At 31.0% G+C, this 16,253-nt stretch carries 14 protein-coding genes and 1 tRNA gene; 5 read left to right on the forward strand and 10 right to left on the reverse strand.

From position 1 onward, the window contains the following. Positions 1-382 precede the first annotated feature (382 nt). Positions 383-2,242 (forward strand): IGHMBP2 family helicase, encoded by a 1,860-nt coding sequence (locus tag IJL02_RS10920; protein WP_292816330.1) that lies wholly within the window; start codon positions 383-385, stop codon positions 2,240-2,242. A gap of 619 nt (positions 2,243-2,861) precedes the next feature. On the opposite strand, the gene IJL02_RS10925 is transcribed toward IJL02_RS10920, so the two are convergent. The 6 genes from IJL02_RS10925 to IJL02_RS10950 all read right to left on the reverse strand — a co-directional run bounded on the left by IJL02_RS10925 (position 2,862) and on the right by IJL02_RS10950 (position 7,858). After that, positions 2,862-3,227 carry a hypothetical protein gene (locus IJL02_RS10925; RefSeq protein ID WP_292816332.1) on the reverse strand — a complete coding sequence of 122 codons (366 nt, stop codon included), beginning with the start codon at positions 3,225-3,227 and terminating at the stop codon, positions 2,862-2,864. A 244-nt stretch (positions 3,228-3,471) separates the two neighbouring features. Beyond that, positions 3,472-4,680 (reverse strand): hypothetical protein, encoded by a 1,209-nt coding sequence (locus IJL02_RS10930; RefSeq protein ID WP_292816334.1) that lies wholly within the window; start codon positions 4,678-4,680, stop codon positions 3,472-3,474. Beyond that, on the reverse strand, positions 4,659-5,153 hold the full coding sequence (locus tag IJL02_RS10935; protein ID WP_292816336.1) for a hypothetical protein: 495 nt from the start codon (positions 5,151-5,153) through the stop codon (positions 4,659-4,661). Before IJL02_RS10935 ends, IJL02_RS10930 begins: the two co-directional genes overlap by 22 nt. Next, positions 5,083-5,259 (reverse strand): hypothetical protein, encoded by a 177-nt coding sequence (locus IJL02_RS10940; protein WP_292816338.1) that lies wholly within the window; start codon positions 5,257-5,259, stop codon positions 5,083-5,085. The genes IJL02_RS10935 and IJL02_RS10940 overlap by 71 nt, the downstream gene beginning before the upstream one ends. A gap of 912 nt (positions 5,260-6,171) precedes the next feature. Continuing rightward, positions 6,172-7,359, reverse strand: coding sequence for an ATP-binding protein (locus tag IJL02_RS10945; RefSeq protein WP_292816339.1), 1,188 nt, complete (start codon positions 7,357-7,359; stop codon positions 6,172-6,174). A 232-nt stretch (positions 7,360-7,591) separates the two neighbouring features. Next, the gene (locus IJL02_RS10950; RefSeq protein WP_292816341.1) at positions 7,592-7,858 is read right to left on the reverse strand and encodes a hypothetical protein; all 267 of its coding nucleotides are present in this window, start codon (positions 7,856-7,858) and stop codon (positions 7,592-7,594) included. A 964-nt stretch (positions 7,859-8,822) separates the two neighbouring features. Here IJL02_RS10950 and IJL02_RS10955 point away from each other — a divergent pair. After that, positions 8,823-10,421 (forward strand): AarF/ABC1/UbiB kinase family protein, encoded by a 1,599-nt coding sequence (locus IJL02_RS10955; protein WP_292816344.1) that lies wholly within the window; start codon positions 8,823-8,825, stop codon positions 10,419-10,421. 51 nt (positions 10,422-10,472) lie between these two features. Here IJL02_RS10955 and IJL02_RS10960 read toward each other — a convergent pair whose 3' ends face one another. Continuing rightward, positions 10,473-10,937: a dCMP deaminase family protein gene (locus tag IJL02_RS10960; protein WP_292816346.1), complete on the reverse strand. Its 465-nt coding sequence runs from the start codon at positions 10,935-10,937 to the stop codon at positions 10,473-10,475. Between the two features lie 73 nt (positions 10,938-11,010). Continuing rightward, complete coding sequence (locus IJL02_RS10965; RefSeq protein ID WP_292816348.1) at positions 11,011-11,727, reverse strand: tRNA threonylcarbamoyladenosine dehydratase; 717 nt, start codon at positions 11,725-11,727, stop codon at positions 11,011-11,013. Between the two features lie 84 nt (positions 11,728-11,811). Between IJL02_RS10965 and IJL02_RS10970 the strand changes: the two genes are divergently transcribed. Both IJL02_RS10970 and IJL02_RS10975 read left to right on the forward strand, forming a co-directional pair. Continuing rightward, positions 11,812-12,573 carry a TatD family hydrolase gene (locus tag IJL02_RS10970; RefSeq protein WP_292816350.1) on the forward strand — a complete coding sequence of 254 codons (762 nt, stop codon included), beginning with the start codon at positions 11,812-11,814 and terminating at the stop codon, positions 12,571-12,573. Between the two features lie 193 nt (positions 12,574-12,766). Continuing rightward, a complete protein-coding gene (locus tag IJL02_RS10975; protein ID WP_292816352.1) occupies positions 12,767-13,537 on the forward strand; it encodes a V4R domain-containing protein in 771 nt (256 codons plus the stop codon). Here IJL02_RS10975 and cobI read toward each other — a convergent pair. Next, a complete protein-coding gene (gene cobI / locus IJL02_RS10980; RefSeq protein ID WP_292816355.1) occupies positions 13,534-14,238 on the reverse strand; it encodes a precorrin-2 C(20)-methyltransferase in 705 nt (234 codons plus the stop codon). The two genes, IJL02_RS10975 and cobI, sit on opposite strands and share 4 nt — an antisense overlap. Positions 14,239-14,333: 95 nt before the next feature. Between cobI and IJL02_RS10985 the strand changes: the two genes are divergently transcribed. Beyond that, positions 14,334-16,163: a helicase C-terminal domain-containing protein gene (locus IJL02_RS10985; protein ID WP_292816356.1), complete on the forward strand. Its 1,830-nt coding sequence runs from the start codon at positions 14,334-14,336 to the stop codon at positions 16,161-16,163. On the opposite strand, the gene IJL02_RS10990 is transcribed toward IJL02_RS10985, so the two are convergent. Then, positions 16,164-16,238: transfer RNA gene (locus IJL02_RS10990), tRNA-Arg, on the reverse strand. Positions 16,239-16,253 lie beyond the last annotated feature (15 nt).

Here is a 16,253-nt window from a genome sequence, read left to right on the forward strand (position 1 = left end):
AAGTCGATTTGATTGTGAAATATTTGAGAGTTCAATTTATAAAATTTATGATAAAGAATTCAGTAGTATTGTAACATATGGCTCGGTTATGTGAAAAATAACAGTTTAGATAATAATATTATTTCGACATGTTTTCGTCGGCTAGGATCTATTGCTTGTCCAAACCAAAAGAAGAATAAGAAAGTTGACCATTACCCGAAGATATGTGTGCTATGAGATAGTCATGAGCTGAAGCATTCATTAAAACAATGGAAGAATTCATGTATTTACAGAAAAATCAACATTTGAACTAGTTGATTCCACAATTAAGCAAGTTAAACATTCAAATTCAAAGAAAACTAGTATTTATTTAAGTTATATCATGATGCAGTGAGGGATAAAATTGATTGAGGATTATATAAAACATTTATTAAGTTTGATTAATCGTGAACGTGATCATGAAAGAGAAGTGATGTTAAAAGAAATCAGAGATTTAACTGCTGATGAACGTGAAAGAAAAGGGAGAGCGGTCAATAATTTGAGTGGTAAATTTATAAAAAAAGAATTAAACAAATATATTGTAAAATTTTCAAGATTAAAAAATATTAAAACTGAAATAAAAGTAGGAGATTTAGTTATAATTAGTAAAGATAATCCTCTAAGAAGTGAATTAACAGGCACTGTCATAGAAAAAAAATTAAAATCAATATCTGTTGCTTTTGATAGAGAAATTCCTGATGCGGTTTTTAATTCAGAAATCAGAATGGATTTATCTGTAAACGATGTTACATTTGCTAGGATGAAAAAGAATTTAAAGAACTTAAATGAACATGGAAAATTTGTAATTAAATTAATTTGTCAAAATATTAGATTCGGACATTCTAAAAAAGATGTTGACTTAAATTATAGAGATGCCCGCTTAAACGATTATCAAAAAGAAGCTATTAATCAATCATTATATACTAAGGACTTCTTTTTAATTCATGGTCCTTTTGGAACTGGTAAAACGGATACCTTAATTGAATTGATTTATCAAGAAGTAAAAAAGGGTAATAAAGTTCTTGCCGCTGCTGAAAGTAATATTGCGGTTGATAATATTGTTGAAAGATTAGCAAAGGTGAGTGGTTTAGATATTACTCGTCTGGGCCATCCTCAAAAAGTTTCTAAAGATATAAAGAGTCAAACGATAGTGTGTAAATTGGAAAAACATGAGCTATATTCTAAAATTGAAAGAATAAATAAAGATGTGGACAGATTATCTAAAGAATTGGATGAAATTAAATTCAAATCTAAATCTAAAAGTAGAAAACCTTTTTTAATAAATGAAATTAGAAGAAATAAGAAAATTATTCGTAATACTGAAAAAATAATCATGGAAGATATTATTAATGAAAGTCAAGTTATTTTAACAACCAACTCTTCAGCAGCACGTGATGAACTTTCAAATATTGAATTTGATGTTGCTATAATTGATGAAGCGTCTCAAACTACAATTCCAAGTATTTTGATTCCAATTGCAAAAGCAAAACGATTTATATTGGCGGGTGATCATAAACAACTTCCGCCTGTTGTATCAAGTGATTCAGCTAAGGAATTGGAAGAAACTTTGTTTGAAAAATTTATTGAAAAATATCCTAGTAAAAAACAGCTGTTGAATGTTCAATATAGGATGAATGAGAAATTAATGAAGTTTCCCAACTTGGAATTTTATAATGGTGAATTAATTTGTTATGAAAAAGTTAAAGATAGTTCGATTGATATTGTTCGTGAAGATTTGGATATTGATAGTCCGTTAGTTTTCATTGATACTTCAAATCATCCAAAACGTCAAGAAACCAGATTAAAATATTCAAAATCTTATGTTAATATGTTAGAAGCTAAATTGGCTTTAAAAATTGTTAATGATTATTTGGATTTAGGATTTGATGAGGAAGATATTGGAGTAATTAGTCCATATTCTGACCAGGTTAATATTATTAGTAATGAAACGGATGTTGAAGTAAAAACAGTTGACGGATTTCAAGGAGGAGAAAAAGAAATAATTATTATTTCTACTGTTCGAAGTAATGAAAAGGGAAAACTCGGCTTTTTAGAAGATTTAAGAAGATTGAATGTATCTATTACTCGTGCAATGAAAAAATTGATAATTATTGGGGACATCGAAACATTAAATCATAATGATACTTATAAAAGATTAATTGAAGATTGCAGGTCAGAAAACACTGTCATTGAATTTAAAAGTGAAATGGAAGAATTAGAATAGAGTTGATGAATTGGTGTAAATATAAATACAAATTATATTGTTTTATTCATAGATTAGTTGGCTCTTTTAGAATATTAAAACTAATGGTAGCTAGGGGATAATGTTGAAATTCAATTATGGCAAGTCAGATTTTTAGCTTGATTTCTAATATCTACTTTTTGAAAATTTCAATTTTTTGTATCATAAGATGATGAAATCTTGAATCAAATGGGATGTATTGGTGGTAAATTCATGAAAAACATGATTCAGGTTTCACAACATGGGTATTGATAACTAGATAATTTAAAGGTTATATCCACATTTGGGATTCATATGACTTTGAATATGAATATAAAAATTAAATTAGTTATATTATAAATATTACAGTATGTATTATATTCAATATATGATATGTATGATTATACAGTATGGGTTATAAAAATAGATTATTAGTTGTTATTTATAACTTATATAAAATATTATTCAGTATTGATACTTTAAATCCGTGTGAAAACAATGTTGATATGTCTAGATAAGCTTTTATATGCATTTGTTAGATGGAATTTTTTGGATATGGAACAAATAGAACCGGGTTCGAGAAAATCTGGGCATTGAAATTGAAAATATGATCAAATTAATTTTAGCCTTTTAGTAATTTTCTTCTGCCGTGCCATATTAATTGCTGTTGTCTTTTTCTTAATTGTTTATACTCTTCATACATTTGCGCTGTAACGTATCCATGTAGTCTTCGATACTCATCTATTCTGACAATTCTTGCCTGAACAATAGCTGCTTCTCCTTCATGCCAGCAGTAATATGGATGGTGGCAGGGAACATCATTTTTAAAAGTCAATCCTGTTTTGCAGTTGTTGCAGTAATCCACAAACCACAATTCATTTTTCCTTTCTATTTTTTCCTGTTTAGCTTTGATTATTTGCTGTTTTATGGATTTCATAATAGATTTGATTTGTAAAGACCATGAAGACTTTTCACGAAGTCTTTTCAACAAGGGGTTTTAAGTCTTTAATGTTCTAAATTATAGTTATTATGATATTTTCAATTTGAAAAGACTATTTTTCTAAAGACGTGGGACAATATTTAAACTTCATCACATATCTTCAAAATGATAGTTTTTTCAAATAATAAAGCACCACAAAACCAATAGATATTGTTTCAATTAACTCAAAAACGATTTTAAACCATTTTGTGAAAAGACTTTTCAGAAAGTCTTTTCAGGTCTTCATGGTTTTTTAAAGCCACGGTGGCTTTTTCACTTCATCATCAAAGTTCATAATGCTTAAATTTTCTACAAATTTATCTTCCATCATAATGTCTACAACCCATTCTCCAACCTCACGGCAGATGATTTGATGTACGGTATCGTCAATGTGCTTTAAATCATCATTGATGTATGAAACTTCACTTTTTGTCAAGTCATATACATTGGATTTGCCGGATTGATCAGTTACCTGAAGAAATCCCTTGTTTGCCAATTCATATATGTATTTCTTCACAGAATCTTTGCTCAATCCAAGATTTTGGAGTGAGAAGTACTGGTTGGTTGTAATTCCTAGGCTCAATACTTCCGAATCATCCTGCTCCATCCAGTCATTGATATTGTTTCTGATGTCATTTAAAACTTCAACCGCTTTAGGCGCCAGGTTTGCAGATATGCTTTCCCTGTATGGCTTTAATAAGCTCATGAATTGCTGCACGTCTGCAATATTGGTAAGGATTACCCTTTCACCGTCAATGTCATGGATTTCATGGTTATAGTAATTCAGGGCTGTTATTGTTTTCAATATGCCGTTGAACTTATCAAAATCTCTTTTATAGAAATTTGAGTTTTTCAAAAAGTTAATGACAAAGTAAACATAGGGATTTATTATTACAATGTCCTTAAACACTTCATTAAGGTGCAGCAGCATATATGGCACAAGTTCGGCGTCACTTTCATATTGTTTCAAGATCTTGTAGCTTTTGCCATGCTTGAATTCCAATGCAGTGTTTCTGAGATTGAATATTTCCTTGTTGTCCATTCTTGGAGTTATGAATATGCTTCTGCTCATTTCCTGCTCGTCGAAATTGTGGTTGGGTATTGTAGTGTATGTCAGGCAGGGTCTGCCCTTAAGTTTCAAATCCCTTACATCCCATCCTCCTTCACCGTCCGGAATGCTCAACGGCTTGTTTAGAAATCCGTCGGATTGCAGTTCCTTCATGAGGTTTTTGGACTCTTCCATAAAGTCATGGTCATTGATTCCGCCCATGTCACCATAGTTGACAATCTTGCCGTCATAGAAATACTCATCTTTTTTTGCACGATTGAACAGTGCTGCTTCAGTGATTTTCTTTTCATTGACAATGTATTGTTTTGGAATCAGTTTCAGAGCAGTTTCCTGTATGTGGGATTTTCCGCTGCTTGCTTCACCGAGACATATTACGGATACTGGACTTCCCAAAACAACCTGTCCTGCATAACAGTAAATGCATACAATATGTTGTTTCGCTCGCCTGCAGTAAACCATTCAACAATACTGCCAATATAAATCAAAGGATAATCCAATGATTGCAGTTTGGTGATAGCTTCCTTTAATTTAACAGTATCCTTTTCCTGCTCGGCTTGCTTTTTGTCAGCTATTTCCTGTTCAATGATTAATAGTTCATTTTCATAGTGAAGCTGCAGGAGCTGTTTGAGTTCTGTGAACTTGTTGTTGAAGATGTTTGGTTTCATATCACCTTTTGGATTTATAATCTGTTTGAACTGTCTTGCGACATTACTCCTGGAAGATAATGTAGCTGGAGATCTGTTTTCATATTCTCCAATCTTATTGCCGTACTTGTTTTTGAATACATAGGTAACCTTATCTATGTTCTTTTTGTTGATGATAAGTGTTATTGTATCCTTTGTTGGTAATTCCGCTATATTTGTCATATCTATTCCCTAATTCTTCAAGTCTATCTAAAATTTCCCACATTCTATCCCACAGGTCCTTTGGCACATAAACATATGATGCTCCATCAATTTCTTCTTCTAACATGATTTTTTCTCCTATTTTTCCCATCATTTGGAGTTATACAATCAACAGTCTAAGTCGCTCTTTCCAGAAGTCTTTGAAAAATAAAAATAGTATTGGAGAAAAATTAGTATTTCCACCCTTTATCGAATATTTAGAATAAGATAAGCTTTGTTTTTTTGGATTTGAAAATCTTTATATATTTCTTAAAATAAACTAGATATTGGGTTAAGTTTTGGAAAATATTAATTTTTAACAAAGTTTGCTGGCTCTGTTTAACTATTTCTATTTTTCTTGACTTGCCTTAGGATTATATTAAAAAATAATATTTATAAGCTCGTTATTCATAATAAAATTATTTTTTTATAATCCTTTTTTATGATCTATTTTTTCTTGTTACTTTTTTGATATTTTACCTCTTTTAATTGATTTTCAGACCTCACCAAAAAAAGTTGTTTTACCGTGAAAAGTTGATTTCACTTCATAGAATTGCTTTCAATGGTGGAGGCTAGTTGATAGTTTGTCAATTTGGATATATAAACATTTCTATTAGTATTTGTTGTTAAACTGTTCATTTTTTTGAAAAAAAATTGTGTCCATAAGCCTTGTATTTTTGGAAATTTTGCTAAACATTAAAACATAAATTGTCTATAAAAAAAGTCAAATGTATAAATCGGAAATGCCTAAGTAAGCATTAAATTAATGTTTCAGGCCTAATAGAGCTTTATTATCCTTTTTATTATATTGTTTATATAAATGAAATAATAATGCCAACAAAGGCCTTCCAAAAATTTTATCATTATCAAAAAATAAATTTTTTAGTAGAGTTTTAGTGGTTCGAATCGATAAGTATCGGAACTTTTTTATAAGTTTTATACGAATTGTTCGTATTCATTGATAATATTTTAATTGTTTTCCGTGTTCCAATTAAATTAATTATAATGGATAGCACCCATTTGTTTCAAATTTGATTTTCAACCAAAATTGTAGCATTTTATCTGCCAAAACAAATTTTTTATCCTGTGAAAATTCAATTATCCCTTGATTTGAAAGGGAATCAATGAATCTTGTAACACTTGATTTGGAATATCCTAATTGTTTATCTAAAGTTGCCCTTGTCGCCCCTTCATGTTCCAATAGATAAATGATAAAGTCTTTTTCCCCCTGAGATAATCTTCCCCAGATATAAATCCACATTATAGCTACTTGATCTATATTTAATAGAAGCGTTTCTTTTATAATATCTTCGTCACAAACTGTATTATTTGGCAAAATTGATGATAAGCTATTGATATATAATGGTATTCCTCGTGTACAATTATAAAATCTCTCAAATCCTTCATCTGTGAATTTTAAATTATTTGATTTTTCATCAATATATCTTTTTGTTTCATCAGATGTAAACGGTTCTATGTTTATTTGTATCAATCTTCCGCCGAATGCCCCTTCCTGACCATTTATCATGTTTATTATGTCAGCGGTTTTTGAAACGGAACCTGTGAAAACATATCCGACATTGAATTGTTTTTGTGTGAAACTTCTAATTAACCAAAAGAAGGCTTCAGGGTCTTCAACATTTTTAAGCAATTGGAATTCGTCAATGACAATTATGAATCCATTTATTTCATTTGATGAGTCAACAATCTTTTGAGGCAATTCCATTGTGAATTTTGATAATTTATCATAATTATCTGAAATTACTGGAATTGGAATATCAAATACATTTACATTGTCTGAAAAGTCATAATTTTTCAGCTCTAACTTTTTAATAGATGATGTAATTTTATTTATCCATTTTTTGTAGGATTTTTTATTTTGTGAAATTGTACCATCAATTGCATTTAGAAGTGCTTTTAAAACTTCTTCTTCTGTTAGCTTTCCTTTTTGCCTTCCCATGATTTCTGATAGATCAATGAAGGTGGTTAAAATATCATTATTTTGATCATTTAATACTTTTCTAAGCAGGAATGTTTTACCGACACCTCGATATCCTGTTATTAACAGTTGCGGCGGAATATCAAATTTCACTGTGGATAATTGTGTGTTAATCATGTTAATGTCTTTTATCCTGTTAAAAAAGTATTTGTCAATATCTTTTGGCATTGAAATAGGCATTATTTTCATGTTAAAACTTCCTGTTGTGTTATTCTTATTTTATTTTATCTAATTAATATGTTTTTTGTTATTGGACATATTCCATGAAATCGAACAAATATTATTGTATAGAATAAATATGATTGTTTTATTTAATTGGACAAGTTCTATAAAATCGAATATATTCGATAGAATAATTAAATTAAATGATAATTATTTAATGGAACATGATTAATAAAATAATATTTTTAGACATTCAAAATCATCCTTCAAATCTTTCTAATAATAATTTCAAATCTTCCTTATCACATTCTGCAAGAAAGTCATGTAATTCTATAATGGATTGTATACGGTTCACTTCATCAACGAAACGCTCCCATGCAGTTACTGTGTCAAATTGTTTATATTCTTCAAAAAAATTTTTTTTCAAAGTGGTAATGAGGAGTCCCCATGAGTCATCAGCTATTAATACTCCTAATTGATAAATCATGTCTTCAATGTCTTCTACTGTAAATTGTTTTTCAATCATTGAATCATCTCCATCTCCAATTCTTTGGATAATATCCTACTCGGTCAATCTGACACTTTGGACAAGACATATGAATAAGATACATATCATTTGCCTCTCCCTTATGCTTATAATTCACTACAATATTATCCATGTTACGAAACCAATCTTTTTGCTTACAAGAATATCTGATGTTACATCTCATAATATGCCCTCTTCAAATAATGCCATTAATTTCTTATAAGTATTATTCAAATCATTATTCTACTCAATTACTTTACTTAAATCATCTTTTAAAATACATTTCACTTAATTTAATCTCTCTTGCATAATATTTTCGTTGCAATAAATCTACGGTTTCATTGGATTCCATTAATTCATTTTATTCATACAATTATTTAACAAATTGCATACAGTACTGTAATCCAATAAGTTATTATTTTCAGATTGATGATTTCATATTTTTTTTATTTAGTAATGTAAATCTTTTATTAGTCATTCAATTCTTTCATTGTTTTTATTTAACCATATTAATGAATAATTAATTATTATTTTATTAATACACAAATAAATATAGTTTTTGTTTGAAATAAAAACAATTTTACAATGTTAGGGCAATTTTACGAAGTTAGAGCAATATTACTATCCACTGAATTTATGAAGTAATGGTAATCTAATTTTAATGTATTCAACGGTTTCAAAAGATTTATCAATAACAAGAAAACAAATTTTTCATCAGAGTTTCAGTGGTTGAAAAGAGTAAGTATCGGAACTTTTTTATATTAACCACTATTTTTCCCTAAAATCCATTAACTAAATTTTTAACATATAATACAAAAGCTGACAAGAATCTCATGTTAAAAAAAGGAAGAGGATAAATAAAAATATATTAATTAAAAAATAAAATATAACCTAGGTTATATTATTAAAAATTCAGCTATATGTAAATGCTTTAAGTTATATTTTAAAGTGCATGGGGATAATTATGGATAAAAAAACTAAAGGACGTTTGGGTGAGATTAGACAAGCTATTAAAAAATATGGTTTTGATGAAATTTTAGGCCAAACAGCAAAAAGCAAAATACGCAATAGGGATGATGATACCAAGGCAACAAGTCTTTTATTGGATGATGAAGTTCCAGTAAAATTAAGATTAATGCTTCAGGAATTGGGAACTACTTTTATAAAATTAGGCCAACTGTTAAGTACCCGACCGGATATCGTTGGAGAAAAAATTTCAGGCGAATTGGCTAACCTGCAGGATGACAACCCTGCAATATCATACGAGCAGGTTAAAAAAATAGTTGAAAGAGAACTTAATGGAAATATTGATGAATTATTCGAAGATTTTTCACAACAACACTTAGCAACAGCTTCTATAGGCCAGGTTCATGAAGCCAAATTAATCACCGGTGAGAGGGTTGCAGTTAAAGTACAAAAAGAAGGCATTACAGATAAGATTGACTTGGACATAAGAATAATGAAATATGTTGCCAATCGTGCCGACAAATTGAACTCCAACCTTAGAAAACTAAACCTGCCGGGAATAATGGAAGAATTTGACCGTTCAATTCACAAGGAAATAGATTACAACAACGAATTCATGAACATGCAACGTATAGAATTGAATTTCGAAGATAATCCTGAGATACATATCCCTGAAACATATTCCGAGTACTGTTCATCAAAAGTATTGACAATGGAATTCATTGACGGTACAAAGCTAAACGATGTATATGTAAGTGACAGTGAAGAGTTTGACAAGAAGCTTCTTGCAAAAAATGTCTTGGATTCATATCTCCAACAACTGTTCATTGACGGTTTCTTCCATGGAGATCCTCACCCTGGAAATATAATGATTTTAGAGGACAATGTCTTATGTTACCTTGATTTGGGTATGATGGGATTCTTTGATGAGGAATTCAAAAAGAACCTTTCAGAATTAATGATACTATTTGTAGACCAGGATGTCGACGGACTGATAAATCAGTTGATGTATATGGACATTCTGGATTATGACATCGAAACAAGAACTTTGAAAAGAGACATGAACGACCTTTTTGGAAGATACTTCGGTGTTGAACTCAACCGTTTCGATGGAGTTCTTGAAGAACTGCTAAATCTTATGCAGGAATACGGTGTCATTCTTCCAAATGAATTCGTTACCATGGCAAGGGGATTATCAATGGTTGAAGCCATAGCTGAGAATTTGGACCCTCAAATCGATGTTTTCGCATCAATTAAACCGATTGCAAAACAGGTTGCCAAAGAAAGAATAGACCCTAAACGGTATTTCAAAAGCAAGAAAAGCAATATTATCTTGTATGAACATATGATTCAGGCATTGCCGAAACTCCTTACAAGAACAATCCACAAGATTGACAATGAGGAACTGCAATTTAAATTCGAAGTCGACATCACAGATAAGGTTTCAATAATCGCATTGATATCCGCACTTATTGTCGGTTCTTCAGTCGTTTCATTTGGTCCAATGGTATTTGATATGCCGTTAATTTCATTAATCGGTTATATAATAGCTATAATATTAAGTATTATTGGAATTAAAAGGTATGTTTTAAAATAAATTGGATTGAGAGGAATTATTTTCCTCCATAATTATTTTTTTCAGATATTTTTAATTTCCAGGATTATTGCGTAATTTAAAAATAGCGTTTTTACTAACTATTTTGTCAATTCCAGAGTTTTTTATCATTCTGGAGCATATTGGACAAGGTTCAGCATCTTCTATTTCTACCCAGTCTCCATCAGCATACATTTCTCCAGCCAGATAAATTGTTGATCCAAGCATCTCATTTCTGCTTGCACTAATCATGGCATTCTGTTCGGCATGGACTGAAAAGCAGTCATTGTAGTTACCTGAATTTGATGGAAGGTTCATTCTTTGACAGTTTCCTCTGTCACAGCAGTTTTCTTCTCCTCTTGGGTTTCCATTATAGCCTGTACTGACTATTTCATCGTTATTGACGATAACTGCTCCATATCGTCTTTTTAAACATGTGCTTCTTTTTGACACGGCAAGAGCAATTGCAAGATAATACTCATTTTTACTCATACGATTTTCATTATTTTCATCTACCATACTTTTCCTCTCCTTTCATTCAAAAATAATTAGACCTATTTTTCACTATTATATTGGTGTTAATATTAATTAATTATTTGCCGGCAATGTCTTTAATCACTTCACCTGCAATTATCAGTCCTGCAACAGACGGCACAAAAGAAACGCTTCCCTTCACCTTATATTTTTTATTTTCATTTTTATTTATGGCACAATCATTGGTGTTTATTGGATGTTCCTTGGAATATACTACCTTCAATTTTTCAATATTTCTCTTTCTTAAATCTTTTTTCATTATTCTGGCAAGTGGGCACACTGAAGTCTCATAAATATCTGCCACTTCAAACATTGTCGGATCCAGTTTGTTTCCGGTTCCCATTGAAGAAATGACCGGAACATCAAGTTCATCACATTTGCATATAATTGCAATCTTGGCCATTATTGTATCCACACAATCGACGGCATATGAAAGGTCTTTTGTAATGATGTCGGTTTGTGAATCTGCCATGTAAAATTCCTTATGAACTTCAACATTTGCATTTGGATTAATCTCCAGGATTCTTTCTTTCATCAGCTCGGCTTTATATTTGCCGATTGTTTTTGTTGTTGCAATCAACTGTCTGTTTATGTTGCTTTCGTCTATTTTGTCGTAGTCCACCAAAATAAAATTGCCTATGCCGCTTCTTGCAAGTCCTTCACAAACAAATGAACCTACTCCTCCAATACCAAAAACAGCAACTTTAGCATTGGCTAATTTTTTCATTCCATCATTTTCAATCAACATTTCTGTTCTTGAAAACTTTTCATCCATATTCACTCACCAAAAAATTTAATTTAATTTAATTATTTATATAATAATTGAAATCGGATAAATAAAAACTTATGCAATATCAAATTGGGGATTTTCATGATAATAGATACTCATTGTCACATTTATAATAGTGAAATGGAAAATGCAGAGGGAATAATAAAAGAAGCTGCAAAAAATGATATAGGTTTAATATTGAATGGCACAGATCCTCTAAGCAATAAAGAAGTATTGGAGTTATCACACAGATATGAAAACGCTTATGCAGCTTTAGGATATTTTTACTCATTTGCAGATGAAATAACGGACGAGGATATTTCTTTATTGGATGAACAGCTCAATAATGAGAATGTAGTTGCAGTAGGTGAGATTGGCATTGACTATTATCATACAAAAGACAATAAGGATAAACAAAAAGAATTATTTGAAAAAATGTTAAATCTTGCAGAAAAGCACAGCTTGCCTGTAATAGTTCATTCTAGAAAATCAACACAGGATACCTTTGATATATTAAAAAAACATGACGTGGTTGGTTCTCTTCATGCCTATCCGGGCTCAGCTGAGATGGCTCATGAATTTATTAAGTTGGGCTTCTACATAGGAATAGGCGGTCCGGTTACCTACGATAAGAATAAAAAAATTAAAAAAGTCCTTGAAAAAGTAGATATTAATCATATGCTTGTAGAAACAGATTCTCCATATCTAGCTCCGCAGGAAAAAAGGGGAGAAAAAAACAATCCTCTAAACTTAAAATATATTATAAGAAAATTGGCTGAAGAGTTGGACATGAGCGAAGATGATGTCATAAAGATAACTGGAGAAAATGCAAAAAGATTATTCAAAATATAGTTCTGAGTTGTGTAAATAGTTAAGTATGCCAACATTTTATTTTGTTTTAAACGAACAGTTCGCATTTTATTTAATTTTTATTTTCATGTTCAATATTTTACATATTATTTTAAACAAAATTAGTTTTTTAATTTTTAGTTATATTTATTAACCTAAAAATATTAAATATAGTTATATGTTTGGGGGATATTAAATGAGCAATCAAAAACCTATTCAAATTTTTTCAAATTCTAATGAAAACATTGGAGTTAATGTTATAAAAAGTCCAGTAAAACTTACAATTCTAGAAATGCTCAGAGATAGAGATATGGAGTTTGATGAAATTGTCAGCAATACAGGAAAATCAAAATCAACAGTATCTGTTCATCTTAAAAGTTTAAGGGAAAGCGGAATCATATCATATAAATTGCATCCTGTAGACAATAGAAAAAAAATATTCTTTTTAAATTCTAAATATATAGGTTCAGTAGATATTTCAGAACCTAAAGAGATTGAAGAAACTCAGGCTGATTATTTAATAAAAAATATAGTTGATGAAGATGCAGAGTTTTCAACCTTATTGTTCCATACTCTAAAAGCCATGCTCATTCAGGAAGGAATCAATATAGACCCGATTCTGCAGTCTACAGGTAACAGTATAGGCAGATCTATCTTTGATAAATTATATGATGATGATTTGGATATTTTCATGAATAATCTCGCCGAATTTTGGCAAAGAAAAGGATTAGGCAGACTAACTTTTGATGTTGGTCAAATTATTAAAATTACAACCTATGACTGTTTTGAATGTGGATTGCTTCCTAGAACCGGAAAACCAGCTTGCTTTTTAGACACCGGTATTTTTGAAGGTCTATTCACAGAATTTTTCAATCTCCCAGTCAGTGTCATTGAAACTCAATGTTATACAATGGGAGATGAAAAATGCGTATTTGAGGTAGAACCTCTTGGCATTAAATCCAACTAATCATCTTCAAATTGGATTATTGTAGTTGTAAGATAAGGTTTTTCATTTGAAAAGCCTTCAATAATCTTTTCATTTTCACGTGTACAGTTTTGAACTGAATATATTTCTTTATTTCTTTCTTTTTGCTCAATTGTCGCTTCTAGTTGTGAAGTATTTCTTGATGCTTTCATTAAAACAACCGAATCGCTGTATTCAAGGACTTGTTCCAATCTGTCATCAATTTTAGGAACGATAGTTAAAATCTGATTCTGTTCAACTAAAGCTTTATTTCTGGTTGCTGCACAGGCGGTGAATGATGTAATGCCTGGAATTGTTTCAATTTCGTATTTTCCGGCTAATTTCTTTTGAACATAAGAATAAGTACTGAATACTGAACTGTCTCCAAGGGTAATGAATGCCACATCTCTTCCGCTATCTAAATATTGTGCTATCATTTCAGATGCACTGGTCCATACTTTTTCAAGTTCTTGTTTGTCTTCAATCATTGGAAATATTGGTGCAACAATCATTAATCTTTTATAGTCTTCTCTTTCTTCGAGTATTGGTCTAATAATAGATAATGCAATACTGTCTTTTTCTTTTGAGGATTTTGGTGAAAAAATAACAGGAACCCTTTTTAAAACTTTTGCCGCTTTTAAAGTAAGCAATTCTGTATCTCCCGGTCCAACACCAATTCCAATCAATTTTCCTTTTTTCGCCATATTATCACTTTGTATAACAATATTTTATTTAAAATATTTCTTTTCAAATGCTCTTCCTATAATTTATTTATATTATCCTAACTAATATATTTTTAATGTCAAATTCTATGTTTTGTCCAAATTGCGGAATGTTAAAAAGTAACTGTACTTGTGGAAATTCAAGTAATAATAAGTCTAAAGGTCCAACTAATCTGTTTAGTTTTTCTAAACCTAGAACATCATCTATTTTGGATGATGAGATTCCTGAAGTCTATTCAGTTGATAATCATAAGTTGGATGAGGGAACTGCAGCTTATCTAAAGGAAATTCACCCTTCAATAGATGATGAAATAATTGAAAATTTCCCATTTCCGGAGCCTAGATTGGGTCAGCTGGAAATTATACAGGACATTAACGATGCAATCAGGAAAGGCTATAAATATATTATTCTAGAAGCGGGAACCGGAACAGGAAAATCAGCTATTGCAACAACCCTTGCTAAAATGTATGAATCTGCATATATCTTAACAATGACCAAACAATTGCAGGCCCAATACTCTAATGAGTTTGATTTTCCTTTAGTTAAAGGTAGAGGTAATTTTGCCTGTTTGAATGATAATCTGGAGACAACATGCGATATGGGGGCCTGTAAGACAACACCAACTTCAAGTAACTTTTTCTGCAGATATGGAATTGCTAAAAATCCGACATTGGATGCGGAATTGGCATTCGAAGATTCATTTGGGGGTGCGGTATTTTACCAGTCACCTAGTCACTGCCATTATTGGAATCAAAAAGCCAATGCAATCAATTCTCCGATTACATTAATGAATTATGACTACGCAATTGTTGAGCTGAATTATGTAAAACATTTCTCTCCAAGATCTTTACTGATATTGGATGAGGCTCACAACATTGAAAATAAATTAATGGCTACAATGGAAGTTACCTTGTATAACAGAACTTTGGAAAAGGACATAAGTAAACGTATTTCAGATGAAACTTTAAAAGATGGTGAACTTCCTGACTGGAAAATGGAGATAAATGCTATCCGTGAAAGCTATGAGGATATAGACTTAAAGGATGTTGCTAAAAATAAGGCGGATAGAATCAGGTCAACAATCGCCAGACTAAAAACACTTAGCAATAATCTGGAAAAGGAACCTAAAAACTGGGTTATTGATGCTGATGAGACAGGTGTTGTCTTCAAACCGTTAAGGGTCCATCATTATGCTAAGGATAACTTATTAAAATATGGGGATGTCGTTATTTTTATGAGTGCAACAATCCTTTCACATAAGATGTTTTCCAAATGGCTAGGCCTAAATCCTAATGAAGTTTATCATATTAAGGTGGACAGTCCATTTACAAAAGAAAAAAGGCCTATAATCCTTGATTTAGCTGGAAAAATGTCAGCTAATAGAATAAAAAATACTGCTCCGAAAACCATCCCTATACTTCAGGAAATTCTTAAAAAGCATGAAGGCGATAAAGGGTTAATTCACACTCACAGTTATAAATGTCAACAGTATATTCTTAATAACTTATATAATTCAAGATTGATTTCTCATTCATCAAAAAACAGGGAGCAGATTCTAAATTTCTTTGAAAAGGATGAAAATCCATTGGTATTGGTTTCACCTTCAATGAGTGAGGGTGTGGACTTGCCTTATGATAAATGCAGGTTCCAGATAATTTATAAAATGCCATTCCCATATCTTGGTGACAAACAGGTTAATATGAGAATGAAACGGGATAAGAAATGGTATGCTTATAAGACTGTAATGACATTAATGCAGGCTTACGGTCGTGGAATGAGGGCCGAAGATGATTCATGTTACACATACATTATTGACAGCGATATTAACATGTTATTTAAAAGTCCGATGTACAGATCATTGATTCCTGACTTTTTTAAGGAAGCTGTTGTTCGAGTTAAAAAGTAGCGGACCTGGAGGGATTTGAACCCCCGATCTCAGGATCCGAAGTCCTGCGTCATATCCTGACTAGACTACAGGCCCAAAATTTAAAATGAT

The sequence above is a fragment of the Methanobrevibacter sp. genome (assembly GCF_017427765.1).
GTDB lineage: Archaea > Methanobacteriota > Methanobacteria > Methanobacteriales > Methanobacteriaceae > Methanocatella.

Coding starts and splice junctions, on each gene's coding strand:
- cobI (WP_292816355.1), bottom strand. CDS start 14,238: ATGGCGAAAAAAGGAAAATTGATTGGAATTGGTGTTGGACCGGGAGAT.
- IJL02_RS10940 (WP_292816338.1), bottom strand. CDS start 5,259: ATGTTAGAAGAAGAAATTGATGGAGCATCATATGTTTATGTGCCAAAG.
- IJL02_RS10975 (WP_292816352.1), top strand. CDS start 12,767: ATGAGCAATCAAAAACCTATTCAAATTTTTTCAAATTCTAATGAAAAC.
- IJL02_RS10935 (WP_292816336.1), bottom strand. CDS start 5,153: ATGACAAATATAGCGGAATTACCAACAAAGGATACAATAACACTTATC.
- IJL02_RS10945 (WP_292816339.1), bottom strand. CDS start 7,359: ATGAAAATAATGCCTATTTCAATGCCAAAAGATATTGACAAATACTTT.
- IJL02_RS10950 (WP_292816341.1), bottom strand. CDS start 7,858: ATGATTGAAAAACAATTTACAGTAGAAGACATTGAAGACATGATTTAT.
- IJL02_RS10985 (WP_292816356.1), top strand. CDS start 14,334: ATGTCAAATTCTATGTTTTGTCCAAATTGCGGAATGTTAAAAAGTAAC.
- IJL02_RS10955 (WP_292816344.1), top strand. CDS start 8,823: ATGGATAAAAAAACTAAAGGACGTTTGGGTGAGATTAGACAAGCTATT.
- IJL02_RS10960 (WP_292816346.1), bottom strand. CDS start 10,937: ATGGTAGATGAAAATAATGAAAATCGTATGAGTAAAAATGAGTATTAT.
- IJL02_RS10965 (WP_292816348.1), bottom strand. CDS start 11,727: ATGGATGAAAAGTTTTCAAGAACAGAAATGTTGATTGAAAATGATGGA.